The 17,603-nt window shown below is 40.4% G+C and carries 18 protein-coding genes and 1 riboswitch; all 18 genes read left to right on the plus strand.

The features are described from left to right. The first annotated feature begins 96 nt into the window (after positions 1–96). The 18 genes from QKW49_RS19265 to QKW49_RS19350 all read left to right on the plus strand — a co-directional run bounded on the left by QKW49_RS19265 (position 97) and on the right by QKW49_RS19350 (position 17,579). A complete protein-coding gene (locus QKW49_RS19265) occupies positions 97–996 on the plus strand; it encodes an agmatinase family protein (protein ID WP_282864264.1) in 900 nt (299 codons plus the stop codon). A gap of 79 nt (positions 997–1,075) precedes the next feature. Next, the gene (locus QKW49_RS19270) at positions 1,076–2,752 is read left to right on the plus strand and encodes an FAD-binding protein (RefSeq protein ID WP_282864265.1); all 1,677 of its coding nucleotides are present in this window, start codon (positions 1,076–1,078) and stop codon (positions 2,750–2,752) included. A gap of 31 nt (positions 2,753–2,783) precedes the next feature. Next, positions 2,784–3,131 (plus strand): 2Fe-2S iron-sulfur cluster-binding protein, encoded by a 348-nt coding sequence (locus QKW49_RS19275; protein ID WP_282864266.1) that lies wholly within the window; start codon positions 2,784–2,786, stop codon positions 3,129–3,131. A gap of 262 nt (positions 3,132–3,393) precedes the next feature. Next, positions 3,394–4,164 (plus strand): transposase, encoded by a 771-nt coding sequence (locus tag QKW49_RS19280; RefSeq protein ID WP_282864267.1) that lies wholly within the window; start codon positions 3,394–3,396, stop codon positions 4,162–4,164. Between the two features lie 91 nt (positions 4,165–4,255). Then, entirely contained in the window at positions 4,256–4,786 is a 531-nt protein-coding gene (gene sigZ, locus QKW49_RS19285; RefSeq protein ID WP_282868187.1) for an RNA polymerase sigma factor SigZ, read from the plus strand. Positions 4,787–4,867: 81 nt separating this feature from the next. After that, a complete protein-coding gene (locus QKW49_RS19290; protein WP_282864268.1) occupies positions 4,868–5,437 on the plus strand; it encodes a DUF2703 domain-containing protein in 570 nt (189 codons plus the stop codon). A gap of 651 nt (positions 5,438–6,088) precedes the next feature. Then, a riboswitch (cyclic di-GMP riboswitch) is annotated at positions 6,089–6,178 on the plus strand. A gap of 536 nt (positions 6,179–6,714) precedes the next feature. Next, positions 6,715–7,863: a site-specific integrase gene (locus QKW49_RS19295; RefSeq protein ID WP_282864269.1), complete on the plus strand. Its 1,149-nt coding sequence runs from the start codon at positions 6,715–6,717 to the stop codon at positions 7,861–7,863. Positions 7,864–8,150: 287 nt separating this feature from the next. Beyond that, positions 8,151–8,816 carry an A24 family peptidase gene (locus QKW49_RS19300; protein ID WP_282864270.1) on the plus strand — a complete coding sequence of 222 codons (666 nt, stop codon included), beginning with the start codon at positions 8,151–8,153 and terminating at the stop codon, positions 8,814–8,816. A 21-nt stretch (positions 8,817–8,837) separates the two neighbouring features. Then, complete coding sequence (locus QKW49_RS19305; RefSeq protein ID WP_282864271.1) at positions 8,838–9,014, plus strand: hypothetical protein; 177 nt, start codon at positions 8,838–8,840, stop codon at positions 9,012–9,014. 96 nt (positions 9,015–9,110) lie between these two features. Next, positions 9,111–9,290 carry a Flp family type IVb pilin gene (locus QKW49_RS19310; protein ID WP_282864272.1) on the plus strand — a complete coding sequence of 60 codons (180 nt, stop codon included), beginning with the start codon at positions 9,111–9,113 and terminating at the stop codon, positions 9,288–9,290. Positions 9,291–9,547: 257 nt separating this feature from the next. Then, positions 9,548–10,333, plus strand: coding sequence for a Flp pilus assembly protein CpaB (cpaB, locus tag QKW49_RS19315; protein ID WP_282864273.1), 786 nt, complete (start codon positions 9,548–9,550; stop codon positions 10,331–10,333). A 33-nt stretch (positions 10,334–10,366) separates the two neighbouring features. Then, positions 10,367–11,551 (plus strand): P-loop NTPase, encoded by a 1,185-nt coding sequence (locus QKW49_RS19320; protein WP_282864274.1) that lies wholly within the window; start codon positions 10,367–10,369, stop codon positions 11,549–11,551. A gap of 3 nt (positions 11,552–11,554) precedes the next feature. Further along, positions 11,555–12,916 (plus strand): CpaF family protein, encoded by a 1,362-nt coding sequence (locus tag QKW49_RS19325; RefSeq protein ID WP_282864275.1) that lies wholly within the window; start codon positions 11,555–11,557, stop codon positions 12,914–12,916. Positions 12,917–13,158: 242 nt separating this feature from the next. Then, positions 13,159–13,857 carry a type II secretion system F family protein gene (locus QKW49_RS19330; RefSeq protein WP_282864276.1) on the plus strand — a complete coding sequence of 233 codons (699 nt, stop codon included), beginning with the start codon at positions 13,159–13,161 and terminating at the stop codon, positions 13,855–13,857. Between the two features lie 87 nt (positions 13,858–13,944). Next, on the plus strand, positions 13,945–14,868 hold the full coding sequence (locus QKW49_RS19335) for a type II secretion system F family protein (RefSeq protein ID WP_282864277.1): 924 nt from the start codon (positions 13,945–13,947) through the stop codon (positions 14,866–14,868). Between the two features lie 4 nt (positions 14,869–14,872). Then, entirely contained in the window at positions 14,873–15,271 is a 399-nt protein-coding gene (locus QKW49_RS19340; RefSeq protein ID WP_282864278.1) for a DUF192 domain-containing protein, read from the plus strand. Positions 15,272–15,363: 92 nt separating this feature from the next. After that, positions 15,364–16,983 (plus strand): hypothetical protein, encoded by a 1,620-nt coding sequence (locus QKW49_RS19345; protein ID WP_282864279.1) that lies wholly within the window; start codon positions 15,364–15,366, stop codon positions 16,981–16,983. Positions 16,984–17,057: 74 nt separating this feature from the next. Continuing rightward, positions 17,058–17,579, plus strand: coding sequence for a TadE/TadG family type IV pilus assembly protein (locus tag QKW49_RS19350; RefSeq protein ID WP_282864280.1), 522 nt, complete (start codon positions 17,058–17,060; stop codon positions 17,577–17,579). Positions 17,580–17,603 lie beyond the last annotated feature (24 nt).

Genomic DNA, 17,603 nt, shown 5'->3' on the forward strand with positions numbered 1-17,603 from the left:
TATTTTCAGGCTCTTTGCTTTTAATGCGTTTTGTGTCACAGATATTGATAGTAATATAGTAATTATTCAAATTTTTAGAAAGGAATGATTATAAAAATGAAGAAATTAAAAAGAAGCAAATTTGGTATATTAGGTCTTGCGTATGACACGACAGCATCGTTGGGTTGGCCAGGTGCAAGATATGCTCCAAGTGAGATTAGAAATTCTATGAAATGGATATTTAACCGAGTTAAGAATAATGAATTGTTCGATACAGAAAGTAATAGAATCATTGATATGTCCAAGCTCATTATAGAAGATTTTGGTGATGTCTACATAAGTAGATATGATCACGAAAAAAGCATTGCTGAAATAAAGATGCAGATAGATAAGCTTTTTCAGCAAGGTTTCACGCCAATATTGCTAGGGGGAGACCATTCTGTAACATGGCCGGGTATTATATCGTTATATGAGAACACTACAGGAAACATGGGAATTATTCAGATGGACGCACATTTAGATTTAGTTGAGGACTCCTATGTTCAGGGTAAATTCTCTGGTAGTAGTGAAATAAGAAGGGCAATCGAAAAGGAGAGAATATCAGGAAGTAATGTTGTTCAAGTTGGAATCAGAGGTTATAACTATGCAGAACATTATCATTTTATTAAAGATAATGATATATTAGTAATTAATCCGGATGCCTTTTATAACAGAGATATCAAACAGGTTGCAAGAGAGGTATTAGAAAAAGCAGGGAATGGGACGGAACATATCTATTTAACTGTTGATATAGATGTACTCGATTCGGCATTTGCTCCTGGATCAGGCGCGAATGAGCCGGGAGGTATAAACCCTTATCAGCTTTATGCTTTTATTAAGGAATTAGCTCCGTATGTTGATGCAATAGATATAGTAGAAGTAAACCCACTTACCGATTATAGAAATATGACGAGTACTGTAGCAGCGAAGTTAGTTTTTGATTTTATTGCGGCAAATTATTATGCTCTGGAGGACTGAGTACTTGAATAGCTAGGCTCCGGTAACATTGGGCTTAAGCTATTTAATTATTGGCATGCCAGCGGAAGTATGTGAAAGGATGAAGGAATTGGAAGAGCTAAGAAGTAGTATCGAAACAGATGTACTTGTTATTGGAGGAGGAACAGCAGGGGTACTCGCTGCGATTGAGGCTAAAAAGATAGCAGAGAGAGTAATATTGGTCACAAAAGGTCCAGTAGGAAAAAGCGGAAACACTCCTATGGCTGAGGGCGGAATACAGGCATCTTTTTATAGTGGAGATAGTCCTGAGGACCACTTTAAAGATACTATGGACGCAGGAAGATACATTAATAATTCATTACTAGTTGATATACTTGTAACACACGCTCCTAATTGCATAAGATACCTGGAAAAATACGGTGTAAGATTTAAAAAGCTGACTAACGGCGAGTATTTTCAATATAAAACCAGTGGCAGCTCTCATCCTAGATGTTTATGGATAATGGGAGGTGGGCCCGGTTTAATACAACCTATTTTTAGAGAAGCAAAGAAACTTGGTATAGAAATAATGGAAGATGTGATGATAACTAAGCTATGTGCTGATGATGGCGTTATAAATGGTGCTTTTAGTATAGATTTTAAGACAGGAGAATTTATAAGTTTTAATACGAAGTCGATTGTCATTGCTACGGGAGGAAATGAGAGTCTTTATAGAATTTCAGATGGATCGTTAGATTCCAGCGGGGATGGGAACATATTAGCTTATGATGTAGGAGCCGAGTTAGTAGATATGGAATTCATTCAATTTTATCCACATGCGCTAGTATACCCTGATTCGCTTAAAGGGTTGATCATACCGGAGGAAGTTTACTATAAAGACTTAGTTAGAGGAAGACTGATAAACGGATTACAGCACAACTTTGCGGAAAAGTATGACCCTATTAGAAAAGAAAATACTACGAGAGATATTCTCGCAAGGGCAATTTTTAATGAAATAAAAGAAGGAAGAGGTACGCCGCATGGAGGGGTATTGATAGATCTGACTGAAGGCAGTAAAGAAAAAATGATAGAAATTTTACCTGCTTTATACAACTATTTGCGTATGAATGGGTTAGATGTTTTTTCGACACAAATGGAAGTCGCACCTAGTGCACATTATCAATGCGGAGGAATTAAGATAAACGAGAAAGCAGAAACTACTATCCAAGGTCTATATGCAGCTGGAGAATGTACTGGTGGAATTGATGGGGCAAATAGACTTTCTAGCAATGCTCTTACAGAGGCAGTAGTTTTTGGCATGATTGCGGGTAGAAATGCAGCGCAATATGCGCAAAAAATCAATGAAGGTTCTATTAACAAAAGACAGATTACAGAAGAAATCTCAAGGATTCACAAACTAGTGCAGCAAGACCAAAAAGAGGGGTTGGATATATTAGATATAAAGAGAGAGCTCCAATACTTAATGTTTGAAAAAGTAGGTGTGATACGCAGTGAAGTAGCATTAAAAGATGCTATTGATAAATTACTGGTCATAAAAAATGAGAAGTTAAATAAGGTTTGTTTGAGGAGCAGAGAATGTATTTACAACGTAGAAATGCTGGAACTTATCGAACTCTGTAATTTAGTTGAAAATACGCTATTAGTTACTAAAGCAGCAAAATCTCGTAATGAAAGTAGGGGAAATCACTTCAGAACCGATCATCCTAATGAAGACAATGTAGAGTGGAAGAGGCATCTTGTTATAAAAAAATCAGTTAATCATACTGTACTATCATAATTCACAGGAATCTATCGAGAGGTGGTAATACATGAAAGGTAGGACAGCTATTATAAAGATTTTAAGAAAAAGAATGAATTCCGATGAAGCCAAGTATGAGGAATATCAAGTGCCCTTAGAGGAAAACAAAAATGTTTTGCAAGTACTATTGGATATTTTTGATAGCGGGGATAGATCTTTATCATTTAGGAGAAATCGATGCAATCGTGGGGTATGTGGTTCATGCATCATGATTATTAATGGTAAACTTAGAAGAGCTTGCATTACTATGATGACCCAAGAAATGATTATTGAACCTGCAAACAAAAAAAAGACGATTAAAGACTTAGTTATTAATTTTAATAATATACATATGCAAAAAGAATTAATAGATGAATAATACATCACATATTCCAGATAGAAAGAAATTCTAAACTTTGCTCAGTCCAGTATTATATTGGACTGAGAGAAAATAACCGAAGATAGTTTTAATAGCAAACTAGACTTGGCTAAGGGGAGATATATTAGGGTATACTGAATTTACCTAGAAGCATGGGGCACGGCAAATTCACGACCGAAGCATGGGGACGGTCCTATTGCTTCCGAAGGAATACGATGATATAATAAGCCTGAATCCAAATTAAGGGAGGAGGGCTTATTATATGTCGAGAGAAACAAGGGAAAGAAGCCAAAGTGGTGTTTATCACGTAATGGTTAGGGGAATCAATCAACAGGATATTTTCTATGATGAGGAAGATTATCTAAGGTACTTGGAAACGGTACACCGTGTAAAGAAAGAAAAAGAATTAGAAATTTACGGATATTGTTTAATGAGTAATCATGTACACCTTCTAATAAAAGAAGGTGAGGAAGGGTTATCTTTGGCAATGAAGTGTATTGGGACAGGTTATGCACGGTGGTACAATTGGAAATATCACCGGGTAGGGCATGTATTTCAAGGCAGGTATAAAAGTGAATGTGTGGAGGACGATGCATATTTGTTAACGGTTATTAGGTATATACATAATAATCCGGTCAAAGCTAACTTAATCAAAAAATCTGAAGAATGGCGTTGGAATAGTTGTAGAAGTTATTATGGCATGTTAGAATATCCAACAGGTTTAAGTGATACTGCATTTATACTGGGAACCTTTTCGAATGATAAAGATACAGCGATATCTTTATTTAAGGAATATATGCAAGAAAGTGATAATGCGGTATGTCTTGATATTAATGAGTCAAAACGAAAAACAGATAATGAAGTTTTAAGAGAAATTATGAAGATAATAGATGGAAATGCTGACAGTATACATAATATGAGCAAACCGGAAAGAGATAAAATTATAAGAGCTGCAAAAGCCATAGAAGGAGCAACACATAGACAAATTGCAAGAATACTAGGGATTTCTCCCAGTGTAGTCTTTAAAGTGTAATTAGAAGCAATAGGACCGTCCCTGTGCTTCTGGACCGTCCCTGTGCTTCCCCTGTGCTTCCGGTACTAATGTCATCGAAGATTATAATATCATTTGGGAAGATTTGAGCGCAAACTTGAAAAAATATATTTCTAAACGAGTATCCAATAGTTATGATGCAGAAGATATTTTACAAGAAGTGTTTTTGAAAATAAACGCTCATATTACTGAAATAAAAGATACTGCCCAAATATATGCATGGATATATCAAATAACAAGAAATACAATTATAGATTATTATAGGAATAAGAAGCAGGCGGAGCAACTGCCTGATATACCGGATGAAAATACGGATGCTAATCAAATTGAATTGTCCAGTGAACTGATTACTTGCCTAAAGCCCATGATAGATAGGTTGCCGGAAAAATATAAGCAGGCTATATTACTAACAGAATTAGGTGAGTTAACACAGAAAGAACTAGCTGTAAAACTTGGACTGTCCATATCGGGGGCTAAGTCAAGAGTACAGCGGGGAAGGGCTATGTTAAAGGAAATGTTTTTAGAATGCTGCCTAATCCAATGCGATGTGTATGGACATATTATTGATTATAAGCATAGAGAAAATGACTGTAAATATTGTTAGGGAAATTCAAGTTTTTTGCGTCTTTTTCTGAAGACCTCCGTCTAGCAAGGTGAAAGAATATTTATAGATGGAGGTTTTTATATGGATTGTTGTCAAACGGAAAATAATAGCTGTGGATGTAATACAGCGTGTTGTAGGGGGACAGAGCAAAATCAAAAAGCAGAAAAAAGAACCCTGATGATTGATTTTCTTTACTTGGATTTGGATGTCTGCACAAGATGCCAGGGAACGAGTAATACTCTTGAAGAAGCTATTGCGGAAGTGATAAAGGTACTGGAATTAACAGGTGTAAAGGTAATTCTAAATAAAATTCATATTAATAGTGCAGAAAAGGCTGTGCAATATGAGTTTATAAGTTCACCAACTATCAGAGTAAATGGAAGAGATATACAATTAGAAGTGAAAGAGTCACAATGTGAATCCTGTGGAGATTTATGCGGTGATGAAGTGGATTGCCGGGTATGGGTATATGAGGGAAAGGAATATACGGTTCCGCCAAAGGCAATGATTATTGATGCTATACTTCGAGAAATCTATGGTGACGCGAAAGCACGTTTAGTCAGTAATGTAGATGATGAATCAAAATATCAGCTGCCGGAAAATTTAAAGAGCTTTTTTGAAGCAATGGAAAAAAAGTTTGATAATAAGTAATCAACTGATGAATGCAAAATAGTGCTAACATAAAAATATGGTTATAAGTCTGATGAACCTTTAATATTTTATAGACTGATAACCATATTTTTCTTTTCTTTATCCTTGTATAATGCTTTATCTGCAGTGGATTCGCTGAACTGTGACCCAGTGATATATAAATTATATAATATTATTTATGTTTTAAAAACCGCTGTTCAAAGAGAGCAAAGCTTTGCAGTGAGAAGTCATTATTGATTTTAAGTATGCCAGAATTTATGATCATTCGGCAATTGAAGCTATCAACACAATAGCTGAAAAATATAGAAAATTAGATAAAACGCTACATTTAAGACATCTGAGCCCTGAATGTTATCAACTCATCAATAACTCAAAACAAATTGTTGAAGTTAATATAATAGAAGATCCGAAGTATCATATTGCGGATGATATTTTAGATTAAATATAAGGTGTTATTTTATAATATATTCATTCACAATACGGCTATATTAAAAAAATAAAAATAAAAAAGGATTTTGAGCAATTATATCGAATTATACAATGAAGCGATAACCATAATAATACAAAATATACTATATTATTCTTAGCTGTTTTATAAAAACAGTTATTGTTAAGTTATTGTTAAGTTATTGAAAATAACAATTGAATAATCAGCGCTAAGGGCAAATCTGTTAAAAGACAGAGACGCAAAGCTATAGGGTCTAAGGTGTTTTCAAGCACTATGACAGCCTGGCTACCGCAGAGAGAATTTTTTTGAACCTGCCCTTTTAGCGACAGGTTTTTTTATCTTTTAAGCACGGTATCAAGACTTTAATGTGAAAATCCATGCTAAGCTTCAACCGTACAATGTCCGTTAAATAAAAAACACGGCTTGCCAGGAGCCCTTATACGTGGCTCGTTTGTACGGCTCTATGAGAGCAAAAAAGTCGAGAATAATTTTTCTCGACTTTTGCTACTCAATCAACTCACATACTATCCATATGATGCCAGCGCGTAATTTGGAATGATTTAATATGTCGTGGTTTACTCAAAACCGTGACACCGAAACAACCAAATATATCCTATATTCTGTAATTATTATGTAACATTGTGTAATACATTGTAGTTATTATATAGCATATTTTGATGAAATGCAAGTATCAAAGAGTGTAAAAAAGGTAAAAAAAACTTATTTTTGTCGATTTTTGTGATTTTCAAAATCCCTGGGTATCTTCGGGATCTTGATATAATCATAAGCGCCGTCAAATGTGGCGTCAAATTAACAACGAGGTGAAGGTATGAGCAAACGTGGTGAAAACATTTATAAGCGCAAAGACGGGCGTTGGGAAGGACGAATATTAAAGCCGGATGGAAAGTACATTTATTTATATGGTAAGAGCTATCGTGAAGTACGGGAGAAAAAGAAAAATACAACCAATCATGAGGTGGCTGCACAGAATTCAACAATTGCGAAAACCAATGCAACAGCTTTGTTCCAAAACTGGTTGAAAAATCAATTCTCCGGGTGCATACGGCGCTCTACTTATGACAGCTATTATTACTGCATTTATAAATATGTAATTCCTTTTTTTCAGTCAGGTGAAGATCAACTTTCGGAGTGCCGGGTTAGAAAATTTGTTCAGGCTGTAGCGATTAATCAACAGCTTTCCGTTTCTTACCGAAGAAAAATAATAAGCATATTTAAAACGGCGGTGAGAGCGATCATAAAGGAAATTGGGATATCGATTTCAACAATCAATGATTTACAGTTTCCAAAAATGGAGAATAGCACTGTAGAAGTCTTTGCTTCAAAAGAACAAATACGGATTGAACAGGCCATATTATCTTCTAATGATTTCCGTACATATGGTATCCTTCTTTGCTTTTATACCGGTATACGGCTTGGAGAACTTTGTGCTCTGCGCTGGGAGAACATCGATCTGGAGTCCGGGATTATGTCCATTACGGCCACAACAGCACGTGTAAAGAATCATGATCCGCAAGGGCATAAGACCATCATGGTAACAGGAACACCAAAAAGTAGAAGCTCTTGCAGGAAAATTCCTATACCGGCTTTTATGACCGCTTTAATCAAAAATATCGCATCTGACGACAGGCGCGAGACCGATTATGTTTTTTCGTCCACCGACAAACCAGTAGAACCAAGGACAATTCAGAGGTTGTACAAAAAAATACTTAAAAGTGCAAACGTAAATGAACGGAAATTTCATGTCATCCGGCATACCTTTGCAACCCGTGCACTGGAACTTGGTATAGACATCAAAACCCTAAGTGAAATATTAGGTCACTCAAGCGTTGGCATCACGCTAAATATCTATGCTCATTCGATGCTGGAACAAAAAAAGATTGCTATTCAGAAAATGAATTCCATGTATTTATCACATGAAGTCATCGAAATATGCACCGTCAATGAAGCCGTCGTTTAATGTCTGTAGGTCTTACAGGCATATTTTTTTTCCATATGTGTCACGGTTTTGAGTAAACCACGACACATTTAAGTATATCATAATAAGATTTTCATGTTTATTATGACCAAAAGAAGATTTTGATATGCAACTTCAGATCCGTGCTTTTTTAAATTAATAAAAACCGGGAGAGTTCAAAAAAACAAAAACGGCTAGTATAATCCGGGTTATAAGTAATTTATACCCATGAAAACAATGTGTTAAACACCCGATATCCGTTAATCACCCTTGAAAGGAAGGAGAATAGAATGGAACTGATAAAAATAGGAACTTTTCTATGTGTTGGACTTGCTATAGGTTTTATGATTCCTGACCTTGCAAAGAAAATGATCCGGTATAAATGCATAAAACGGCATCAAGATGCCCCGGCATTTTATATGCCGAAGTGGCACAAGCACATTATTGTACTTCTAAGCGCAAGCCTGTTTGTGCTGGCCGGTCGGCAAATGCCTTTAATGGAAGCCGTGTTGATGGACATCTTTATTGTAATTGCTCTCACCGCCGCGGTGGTTGACAACCAGGTTAGAATTATCCCCAATGAAATGGTGCTTTCTGTGATGGTATTAGGTGTAATTTATCGTATCATTGCTAGCGGTGCTCATTCCCTGTTAGGTTCGTTGGGCGCTCTGGCATTTGTTATCGCGGTTTTTGGAGGAACAGCCGTTATTACCAAAATTTTTACGAAAAGTACCGGAGTAGGAGCAGGAGATTTAAAACTTGCCATGGCGATTGCAATCACCGCCGGATATCCCGGTGTCTACTATTTTCTTGGAGGCATGGCTGTTGCGATAGGCGGATACTGCCTGGCAGGCCTTCAGATCGGTTTGTTAACTCCTAAAAGTACATTCCCCATGTGCGGACATATCATGGCGGGTTTTCTGATTGCACTCTTTGTGCCATATATGCCATTGTAATACACAAAGGCGGTGATGAATGTGATTTCTCAAATAAACAAACACCTATCACGCTCCGAGGACGGACAGGCTATGGTGGAATATGCACTGATAATGGGACTGATTGTGATAGCTGCTGCAGTTTCTTTCGATGGAGTGGCCAATAAGGTCATTGAAATATACCAATATATCTTAACAAAAGTGAATTCTGTGTTGTAACAGACACTTTTTCATATTCTATTTTAATGAAGTAACCAACCAAAGGCCAGCATTATTTTATGAAAAAATTATTTTATTTTAAGGAGGTAATAAGAAATGGGTAAATTATGGAATCAGTTTGTTTCTGAAGAAAGTGGACAAGGTATGGTGGAATACGGCCTAGTTGTTGCATTGGTCGCTATCGGGCTCATTACGATTCTGGGTACAATGAAAACTTCTCTAAACGATATCTTTGAAAAGATCAGCGATACTCTAGATGGTGCTATTACTCCATAAGGACATTCCGGACGATACTGCTTTAAGTTTGGCAAGCGGTATTTTTACATAACAGCCGCTGGCCATGGTTGTTGCTTATAAATCAAGGGTGGATATCACAGAGTCCATCTATGATACCACCCTTAAACTAGTTTATAAATATTTTATACGTTTTCATTAAAAATGCGAGTTGAAAGACTTTTATCGATAGATAGGTTTATTAAAATCATAACCCAGCAGGGGAGGTAGAAGCATTGAAAAAAATTCGGATTATCGCGTTGCTTTCCGCACTTATGATGTTTATCTGCGGATATCTTTTCCTTTCCTCGAAGGGGAACGAAAATATGAGTGTCACAAAAGGAAAGCAGATTTCCGTTGTCGCAGCAACGCAGGATATTGCACCATATACTACGCTGACAAGCAAAATGCTCACAATCAAACATATTGCCGCCGACGAAGGCTTGACGGATTATTATACGTCAGTCAACGATGTGGTAGGAAGCGTCTGCATCTCTGATGTTTTTTCAAACGAAGTTCTTACCACAAACCGGGTCGTAAAAGCGGATGATCCGGCACTCGGCCTAGCAACGCGTTTGGAAAAGGGTAAGCGTGCGGTTGCTATTGAAGTAAGTATCGAACAAGGTGTGGCTAATAACCTGAAGGTAGGAAATTATGTAGATGTGATCTTTACTGCTCAAATCCAAGCCGGCGAAATAAATGGTTTGCCGGCCACGGCAGGGATGATTTTGTCTAGAGTGTGTGGTGAAGAAGAGCCTGCCAATGCACAGGTTATCAATGAGAATATAGGACAATATTTTTCGGCGATTATGCTTCAAAATATTAAGGTTGTGGCGTTGGATGACACTTTTTATTTTGACAGAAACACTGTCGGCAAAGACCGGCAATATGGCAGTGTTACACTGGAGGTAACCCCGGCCGAAGCGGCGAAAATTGCCCTCTTAAAAGATAATGATGGAAAAATTCGTCTCGCCCTTCGTTCGCACGAGGATGACAGCACGGTCAATGAAGCCCGCGGGTCTGTGCTGGAGCGGTATTCCAAGTAACCGACGGCACAACTCGACAAGAGGAGGATATCAATGAAAATAAAGATTTTGCTTTTAGGTGCACAGCAGAATTGTGCACAGCTGCAGATGAATTTGCAAGACGAGGATATGGCAGTTGTGGGAACGGTGACAGACGAAAATAGTGTATTGGATGAAATCAACCGGACTTCACCGGATCTGATTCTTATTTCTGATACCTCGCCTATGGCACTGCGTTCCTGCCAGCAGATTTATCTTCTCAGGCCGAAGTCTGTTCCGGTTGTTATTTCAGAAATAGATGATGCAGCATTGATTCAGAAAATCATGCAGACGGGAGTGCATTATATACTTCCTTGCGGAATGGAGCCCCTTACTTTGATTTCCGAATTAAAAGGGATATACAATAATGAGGCCAATCGCTTTCTGGCCTTGGAGAACACGAGAACAGCTTCCAATAAATCGAAGGTTATTCTCGTTTTCGGAGCCAAGGACGGTGCCGGGAAGTCAACGCTGGCTGTCAATATGGCCGTAAAATTGGCCCAGAAAAAGAATAAAGTGGTTGTCCTCGATTACAATTTTCAGTTTGGAGATGTGGGTGCGTTATTCGGGGTGGACGCAAAGAACACAATTCTGGAACTGATACAGGAGCAGAGCAATCCGAACGTAGATATGATACGGCAGTTTCTGTCTTTGCATATTTCAGGCGTCAATTTTCTTCCATCGCCCCATAGTCCGGAATACGCGGATGCGATTTCCCCCATGCAGGCGGAAAGAATTATCGCTGCCCTCCGGGTCTATTATGACTATGTGATCGTGGATGTTTTCTCCGGGTTCAATGATATCACCGCTGCCTGCATCGACTGCGCGTCTACGGTTCTATTTGTAACGGCTAAAGATATACCGGCGCTCCGGAACGCAAAAAAAGGGCTTGCGGTGGTTCATGCGCTTTCGGATCAGGAAAAGATCAAGCTGATTATTGGCAGGGATGGTGACGGGGCCATCAAGGACGGCGACGTTTCGCGTGTATTGTCCTTTCCGGTCTGGCATAGCATTCCCAGTGAGGAAAAAGCGGCCGTAGCCGCTGCAAACCAAGGAAATCCCGTAGTTTTGGAATACCCTAAAAGCAAAATAAGCAAAGCGATTTCCGATATTACGGATAAAATAGATGTATCGCCGGCATTCGGCAACGGTGAAAAGCAGAAAAAGTGGATATTCGGCGGCAAAAAGGGGAGAGAATAAAGCATGAATTGGGTTTCACGATTGGGACAGGTGAAAGATACCGGTACGCCTTCTCAGAAGACGGGCAGCGAGAATTATAGTGACATAGGTCCCCGTACGGATAAGTACCAATCGCTCAAGGAAGCCGTCCATAGAGAAGTGGTTACCGAGTATAACACCAGATTTGCGGAAAACAGGTCCGGCGAAGATTCTTCGGTCGATATGATGGAGATTATCCGTCAATTGATTGGGCGTCAGGAGCAAACATTGACAAGATTGGAAGAATCCAAAATTGCACAGGAAATCTACGATGACGTCATGGGGTTGGGGCCGCTTGAAGTATTTTTGAGGGATAGTAGTGTTTCGGAAATTATGGTAAACGCACCTAATCAGATTTACATTGAACGCTCAGGAAAGCTGGAGCTAACGGGTTCACGGTTCAGGGATAATGCTCATGTTCTGAATGTTATTAACCGCATCGTGTCCTCGGTGGGACGTCGTTGTGATGAATCCAACCCTATGGTGGATGCTCGTTTAGCTGACGGTTCCCGTGTTAATGCGGTGATTCCGCCCATTGCCTTAAAAGGGCCTACCATTACGATTCGAAAATTTTCCGCTGTTCCACTGAAGATCGAAGATTTGATCGGGTATAATACGCTTTCGCCTCAGATGGCCAGTTTCTTAGAGGCGTGTGTAAAAGGCCGCTGCAATACTGTGGTATCGGGGGGGACCGGATCGGGCAAAACCACGCTTTTAAATGTTTTGTCCGGATATATTTCGGATCAGGAACGGATTGTAACGATAGAAGATGCTGCTGAACTTCAGTTGAAACAAAATCATGTAGTAACATTGGAAGGGCGTCCGAGCAATATTGAAGGCAAAGGTGTGGTTTCTATCCGTGATCTGGTGCGTAATGCGCTTCGAATGAGGCCGGACCGGATCATCGTCGGCGAGGTCCGTTCAGGTGAAACGCTGGACATGCTGCAGGCAATGAATACCGGCCATGAAGGTTCCCTTACCACTGTGCATGCCAATTCTCCCAGGGATGTGGTGTCCCGTATGGAGACGATGGTGATGATGTCCGGGATGGAACTGCCGGCCAAGGCGATTCGGGAACAGATCTCTTCTGCCATTGATTTGGTCGTGCATCAGTCCAGATTCCGGGACGGAAGCAGAAAGATCGTCAATGTCTCGGAAATCATTGGAATGGAAGGTGATACCGTTACCATGCAGGACATTTTTGTGTTCAAGCCTAATGGCGTGGATAGTATGGGAAAAGTGGCAGGCCAGTTTGTGCCAACCGGCATCCATCCTAAAGTGGTTGAAAAAATACGGAATAACGGGGTGCTTTGCAAAGATGAATGGTTCCTGCAGAAAGGATGGTGAACATTATGCAATGGCTGTTTCTGGTTTCAATTACCGTTTTTACATACTGCGTGGTTCAGATGGTTTTTGTGAGTATCAACAAAAATACGTTGCGCGTTGAAGAGCGTCTTCATGAAATCAAGCGGGATAAGTTTGCGTCTGAAAAGCAAAGCCGGGAACCTCGGCAGAAGGGGCATCCGCGGCTTGGATTTCTTCATATTTCACAGAGTATGAAGAATGATATTCTCCTCTCGGGCATTAAGATGCACCCGGAAGAATTTGTGCTGCTTTGGATACTGATCATTTTCGGACCTGCTGCGCTAAGCTTTACTGTTTCACCAAGCCTGCTCCGGGCTATTGTTTTGATTTTGGTTGGAACATTTGCAATGCCTCTTTATCTGAAGATGGCAATCAATAAACGCCGGATCCTGTTTGAACGACAGTTGGGAGATGCCCTGATGGTGATTTCAAACGGCCTGCGGGCAGGTTTTTCGTTCCCGCAGGCCTTAGATAATGTTACAAAGGATTTGGCGGATCCTATCGGATCGGAGTTTCGGTCTGTTGGCCGTGAACTTCAGCTTGGCGGCGACATCGAGATAGCGCTTACCAAGGTTGCAGTACGAATGAACAGCGGGGATATGAAGCTTTTGACCACATCCGTTGTGGTTCAGCAGCAGGTTGGGGGAAATCTTGCGGAAATTCTTGATACCATTTCACAGACTATCCGGGAGCGGCTGTCAATCAAGCGGTCGGTTAAAACGTTAACGGCGCAGGGACGCATATCGGGTCAAATTATCGGATTCCTTCCCATTGCGCTGCTGATGATCCTTTCCGTACTTAACCCTGCTTATGTGCAGCCGTTTTTCACCACCACATATGGTCACATGATGTTGGTTATCAGTATCGTAATGGAATGTATCGGTTTTTTTGTAATCCATAAAATCGTTGATATAAAATTTTAGCTTTTATATAAAACTTCAAAGTTTTTTATCTATAGAAGAATAGGAATGTTAGATTTGACACGAAGCTGTTCGAAAGGAGGGATTGAAATGAAATATATGTTCGCATTAAGCTGCGGGGTTTTCTTCTATTGCATGGTGCATATGTGCCTGAGCCTCTTGTTTTCAAAAAAGATTGTCTTGGAACAGCGGCTGCAGCATACTTGTGAACTAAATTATCAGGATATGGAAGATAACGAACTAAACACACCGTTTAGTGAGCGTATGTTGAAACCGGCTCTAAACCGTCTGGTAAATTTGTTTTCTATGTTTATACCGCAGAACAGCGCTGCTCAGGACAAGCTGACGCAGCAGCTTACGCTGGCCGAAATCCGAATGAGTGCCAGGAATTACAGTGCTGCGGTACTTCTTTTTACCACTGCCTGTGTGATGGTGTTTGCCCTATACGGATGGGTTGTTGGCCAAAGCATTTCGAAATCTGTTCTGTTCGGCTTTTTTGGCATTTGCACAGGACTGGTAATGAGCCGGTTTCAGTTGAAAAGTAAAATTACCCGGCGTCAAAATGAAATCTATCATCAACTGCCGGATACCTTGGACTTATTAAGCGTCAGCGTTTCCGCCGGCTTGGGTTTTGATCAGGCATTGTCCTATGTGGTTAAAAAAAGTGAGGGTGCGTTGATTCGTGAATTGGATACGGCGCAACGTGAAATTTCTTTGGGACGTTCCAGAAAAGAAGCGCTGGAGCGGCTGGCAGACAGATGCGGCAATCTGGAGCTCCGGACTTTTGTCAGTGCTGTGCTTCAAGCTGACGAAATAGGTTCTTCCATGCAGAACATATTGCAGATACAGGCGTCCGTCATCCGGGAAGCGCACAAACAAAACGTGGAAGAAAAGGCACAGAAGCTGTCTGTCAAAATGTTGATTCCTCTGGTGCTGTTTATTTTTCCGGTGATGTTTATCATCCTGCTGGGACCTACGGTTCCTTCCATTATAGAAGCGTTGGGAGGTATTTGAAGAGATGTATATGCATATGTACGAAAACAGCGGACGATTTCAAGTAAAAGCTGAATGGATGAATACCTTTGCCAAGCGGTTGAAAGGACTGATGTTCAGATCTGTCCTCCCGCCCGGGCAGGGGATTTTGTTATTTCCATGTTCCGGTATCCATACCTGTTTTATGCGTTTTCCCATTGATGCCGTTTATCTGGATGACGGCTTTACAGTCTTAGGAAAAGAAACCGTTATTCCTTGGCGTGTCGGGAAACATGTAAAGGGAGCTAAAATGATTTTAGAAACTTCGGCAGGCGTTGCCGCACAGCTTGAAACCGGTATGAGGTTTATTGTAAGGATAGGTCTGGAGGAGCTTGTTGGCCGAGATGATCCTTGTAACCAAGATATGAACCGGAGTGTTTTATAAATGCTGTAATTCATATCATTTTAGAAGTTAGCTGTATTAGCGATATAGCACGGGCAAAAGCCCCGTATCCTATACATGGAAAGGGTGTTACGATGAGCGGAAATCAAAATGCTTACATAATTGACTATAACCCTATGCTAAGCGCCGGCAGTATAGGCGTCAACGAGGAAAGTACGGATTTTAGCGTTCTTTTGGAAAAAAATCTGCAGTCTGAACTGGACTCCAAGCTTCAGAGTTCGGTTGTAGGCGGGTATTCCAAAAAAAGTGTTGAGAATTTCGTTTTAGAAATGAGGAATAACTTGCAGCAGATTAAAACGCAGCTGGAACGGCAGGTTCAGGATTTGGCTGCCGAGAAAGCCAGTGTTTCTCAGGAATGTTCCGTTTTGCGGAGCCAACTGAAAGCAGCGGAAGAGAGTCTGGCGGAAGCACGGAATCAAATCATAGGTCAGCAGTACCGCGATGAAACTCAATGTATCAGTGATAAGGAGAAACAGTTTTACCGCGAAGAGAATGAACGCTTAAAAGCGATGCTGTCTGATTACCGGCAGGTTACCGAGCAAAAGAAAAAGTATGAGGAGCTGCTGGAACAGAAGGAACAGGAAATTGTGCAATTGAACGAGACAGTTGCCAAGTATAAGCGGGATTACGACGAGCTAAAAGCAAGAACCGATCAACTGGAAAAATCACTTAACAATTCTTCACGTGTGTCCTCTGAAAAAGAAATTGCTGAGCTTAAGAGGCAAAATGATGAAATCATGGCGAAATACCAAGCGCTTTTACAACAAATGGAGAAGACCAACCAGCAGTTTGATCAAAGAAAGCAGCATTTGGATGAGAAGCAAATACAGCTGGAACAGGAAAAACAGTATTTAGCAGATGCTCATGCCCAGCTGGAACAGGAAAAACAACATCTAACAGAAGCACGAGCCCAATTGAAGATAGATATACAAAAGAACAGTACACTTGGTCAACAATTGCAGAATGACCGGCAATCTGTCCGACAGAAAGAGGAAGGAATAGGCGAACTTATAGCAGCGAAGGAAAGGACAATGGACGCTTTCGGGCGTGAACAGGAGGAATGTCAATGGAAAAGCGATGATTTGAAAAAGGAAATCGAGGGGCTGTACCGGCACTACTCTCAATCTATGGAAAACATGAAACGTCAGGAAAAGGCTATTTCCGAAAAAGATTTGCTTTTGGAGCATTATAAGCAGCTGGAAAAAGAAAATATCCTGATTCGGCAGGAAAATGAAAAAGCAAAAAAAATTATTTCCTCTTTACGTGAAACGCTGGATCAGATGATGGCGCATATGGATGCGCAGTCGAACGGAATCGATCGTTATGTGACACGCAGTCTCCAGGAACGCGATGCGCTGAAAGCTGCTGTCAGCGAACGAAATGCTCTTGAGATGAGGAATATTGAATTAATGGAGCAGCAGGATTGTCTGTTAGCAAAGATAGAAGAGCTGGAAGCGAAAAATGCAGAATTGGAGCAAGCACTGAAGCAGCAAAAGAGAGGTCTCGTGCGTTTTGACAGTGCCCAAAGAGACATTCCGGATGATAGCATCCATGGCTGCAAAGCGGAGGAGTCTATGAATTCCGGTTTGGATATGAGCAGAGATGCTTACCAAAAAGCTAAGGAACTTTTCCGTAAGATGGGCCGGGAGAACACCTTCGTTGAAAATAACATTAAAACTGCTGATGTTTTATAAGCAGCACAACAGTATTCAATGAATAAAATACCGTAATTATTTCATGTCAGGAGGGACGCGCGGTGAAAAGAACATTGCAGAATTGGCGAAAGGCCGAAACCGGGCAATCACTTGTGGAGTTTGCAATCATTCTTCCTATTTTGGTTTTATTGCTGACACTTCCTGTAGATTTTTTCCGTTACGTCAATACAAAAATGATTTTAAGCAGTGCTGCAAGTGAAAGTATCAGCCGGTTGAATTATGCTTCTGTTTCCTCCGGCAATGCTGTCAATGAAATCATGCAAACGATAAACGACTATTATGGCGACCGTTTGGATAGCAGCAGGGTTCAAATTTCCTTCAATATGGGGAGCCTTGAAGACGAAAACTACACCTATTATGTATATTCGAGCGCAAAGGCTAATCCTGATCCGTCCCATTATTGGGATCAATTCGAAGACCGGCCCGCCAGCTACCAATGCATGGAGGTTCAAGTGCAATTTTCCTACGAACTATCTCCCATAACTTATTGGGGAGTACTGTTCTTAGGCAGTACTTTTGACGTGCAAACGCCTGCCTACACGCGGAATGTTTATGCGGGAGGATATACGCCGTGACTATGCAAAAGTTGATAAGGAGGC

This window comes from Petroclostridium sp. X23, from assembly GCF_030013905.1.
In the GTDB taxonomy this organism is placed as follows: domain Bacteria; phylum Bacillota; class Clostridia; order SK-Y3; family SK-Y3; genus X23.

What these genes read in the sequence shown, in the direction of transcription:
- QKW49_RS19265 (WP_282864264.1), top strand. Translation starts at nt 97, where the DNA reads ATGAAGAAATTAAAAAGAAGCAAATTTGGTATATTAGGTCTTGCGTAT.
- QKW49_RS19270 (WP_282864265.1), top strand. Translation starts at nt 1,076, where the DNA reads ATGAAGGAATTGGAAGAGCTAAGAAGTAGTATCGAAACAGATGTACTT.
- QKW49_RS19275 (WP_282864266.1), top strand. Translation starts at nt 2,784, where the DNA reads ATGAAAGGTAGGACAGCTATTATAAAGATTTTAAGAAAAAGAATGAAT.
- QKW49_RS19280 (WP_282864267.1), top strand. Translation starts at nt 3,394, where the DNA reads ATGTCGAGAGAAACAAGGGAAAGAAGCCAAAGTGGTGTTTATCACGTA.
- QKW49_RS19290 (WP_282864268.1), top strand. Translation starts at nt 4,868, where the DNA reads ATGGATTGTTGTCAAACGGAAAATAATAGCTGTGGATGTAATACAGCG.
- QKW49_RS19295 (WP_282864269.1), top strand. Translation starts at nt 6,715, where the DNA reads ATGAGCAAACGTGGTGAAAACATTTATAAGCGCAAAGACGGGCGTTGG.
- QKW49_RS19300 (WP_282864270.1), top strand. Translation starts at nt 8,151, where the DNA reads ATGGAACTGATAAAAATAGGAACTTTTCTATGTGTTGGACTTGCTATA.
- QKW49_RS19310 (WP_282864272.1), top strand. Translation starts at nt 9,111, where the DNA reads ATGGGTAAATTATGGAATCAGTTTGTTTCTGAAGAAAGTGGACAAGGT.
- QKW49_RS19320 (WP_282864274.1), top strand. Translation starts at nt 10,367, where the DNA reads ATGAAAATAAAGATTTTGCTTTTAGGTGCACAGCAGAATTGTGCACAG.
- QKW49_RS19325 (WP_282864275.1), top strand. Translation starts at nt 11,555, where the DNA reads ATGAATTGGGTTTCACGATTGGGACAGGTGAAAGATACCGGTACGCCT.
- QKW49_RS19330 (WP_282864276.1), top strand. Translation starts at nt 13,159, where the DNA reads ATGCACCCGGAAGAATTTGTGCTGCTTTGGATACTGATCATTTTCGGA.
- QKW49_RS19335 (WP_282864277.1), top strand. Translation starts at nt 13,945, where the DNA reads ATGAAATATATGTTCGCATTAAGCTGCGGGGTTTTCTTCTATTGCATG.
- QKW49_RS19340 (WP_282864278.1), top strand. Translation starts at nt 14,873, where the DNA reads ATGTATATGCATATGTACGAAAACAGCGGACGATTTCAAGTAAAAGCT.
- QKW49_RS19345 (WP_282864279.1), top strand. Translation starts at nt 15,364, where the DNA reads ATGAGCGGAAATCAAAATGCTTACATAATTGACTATAACCCTATGCTA.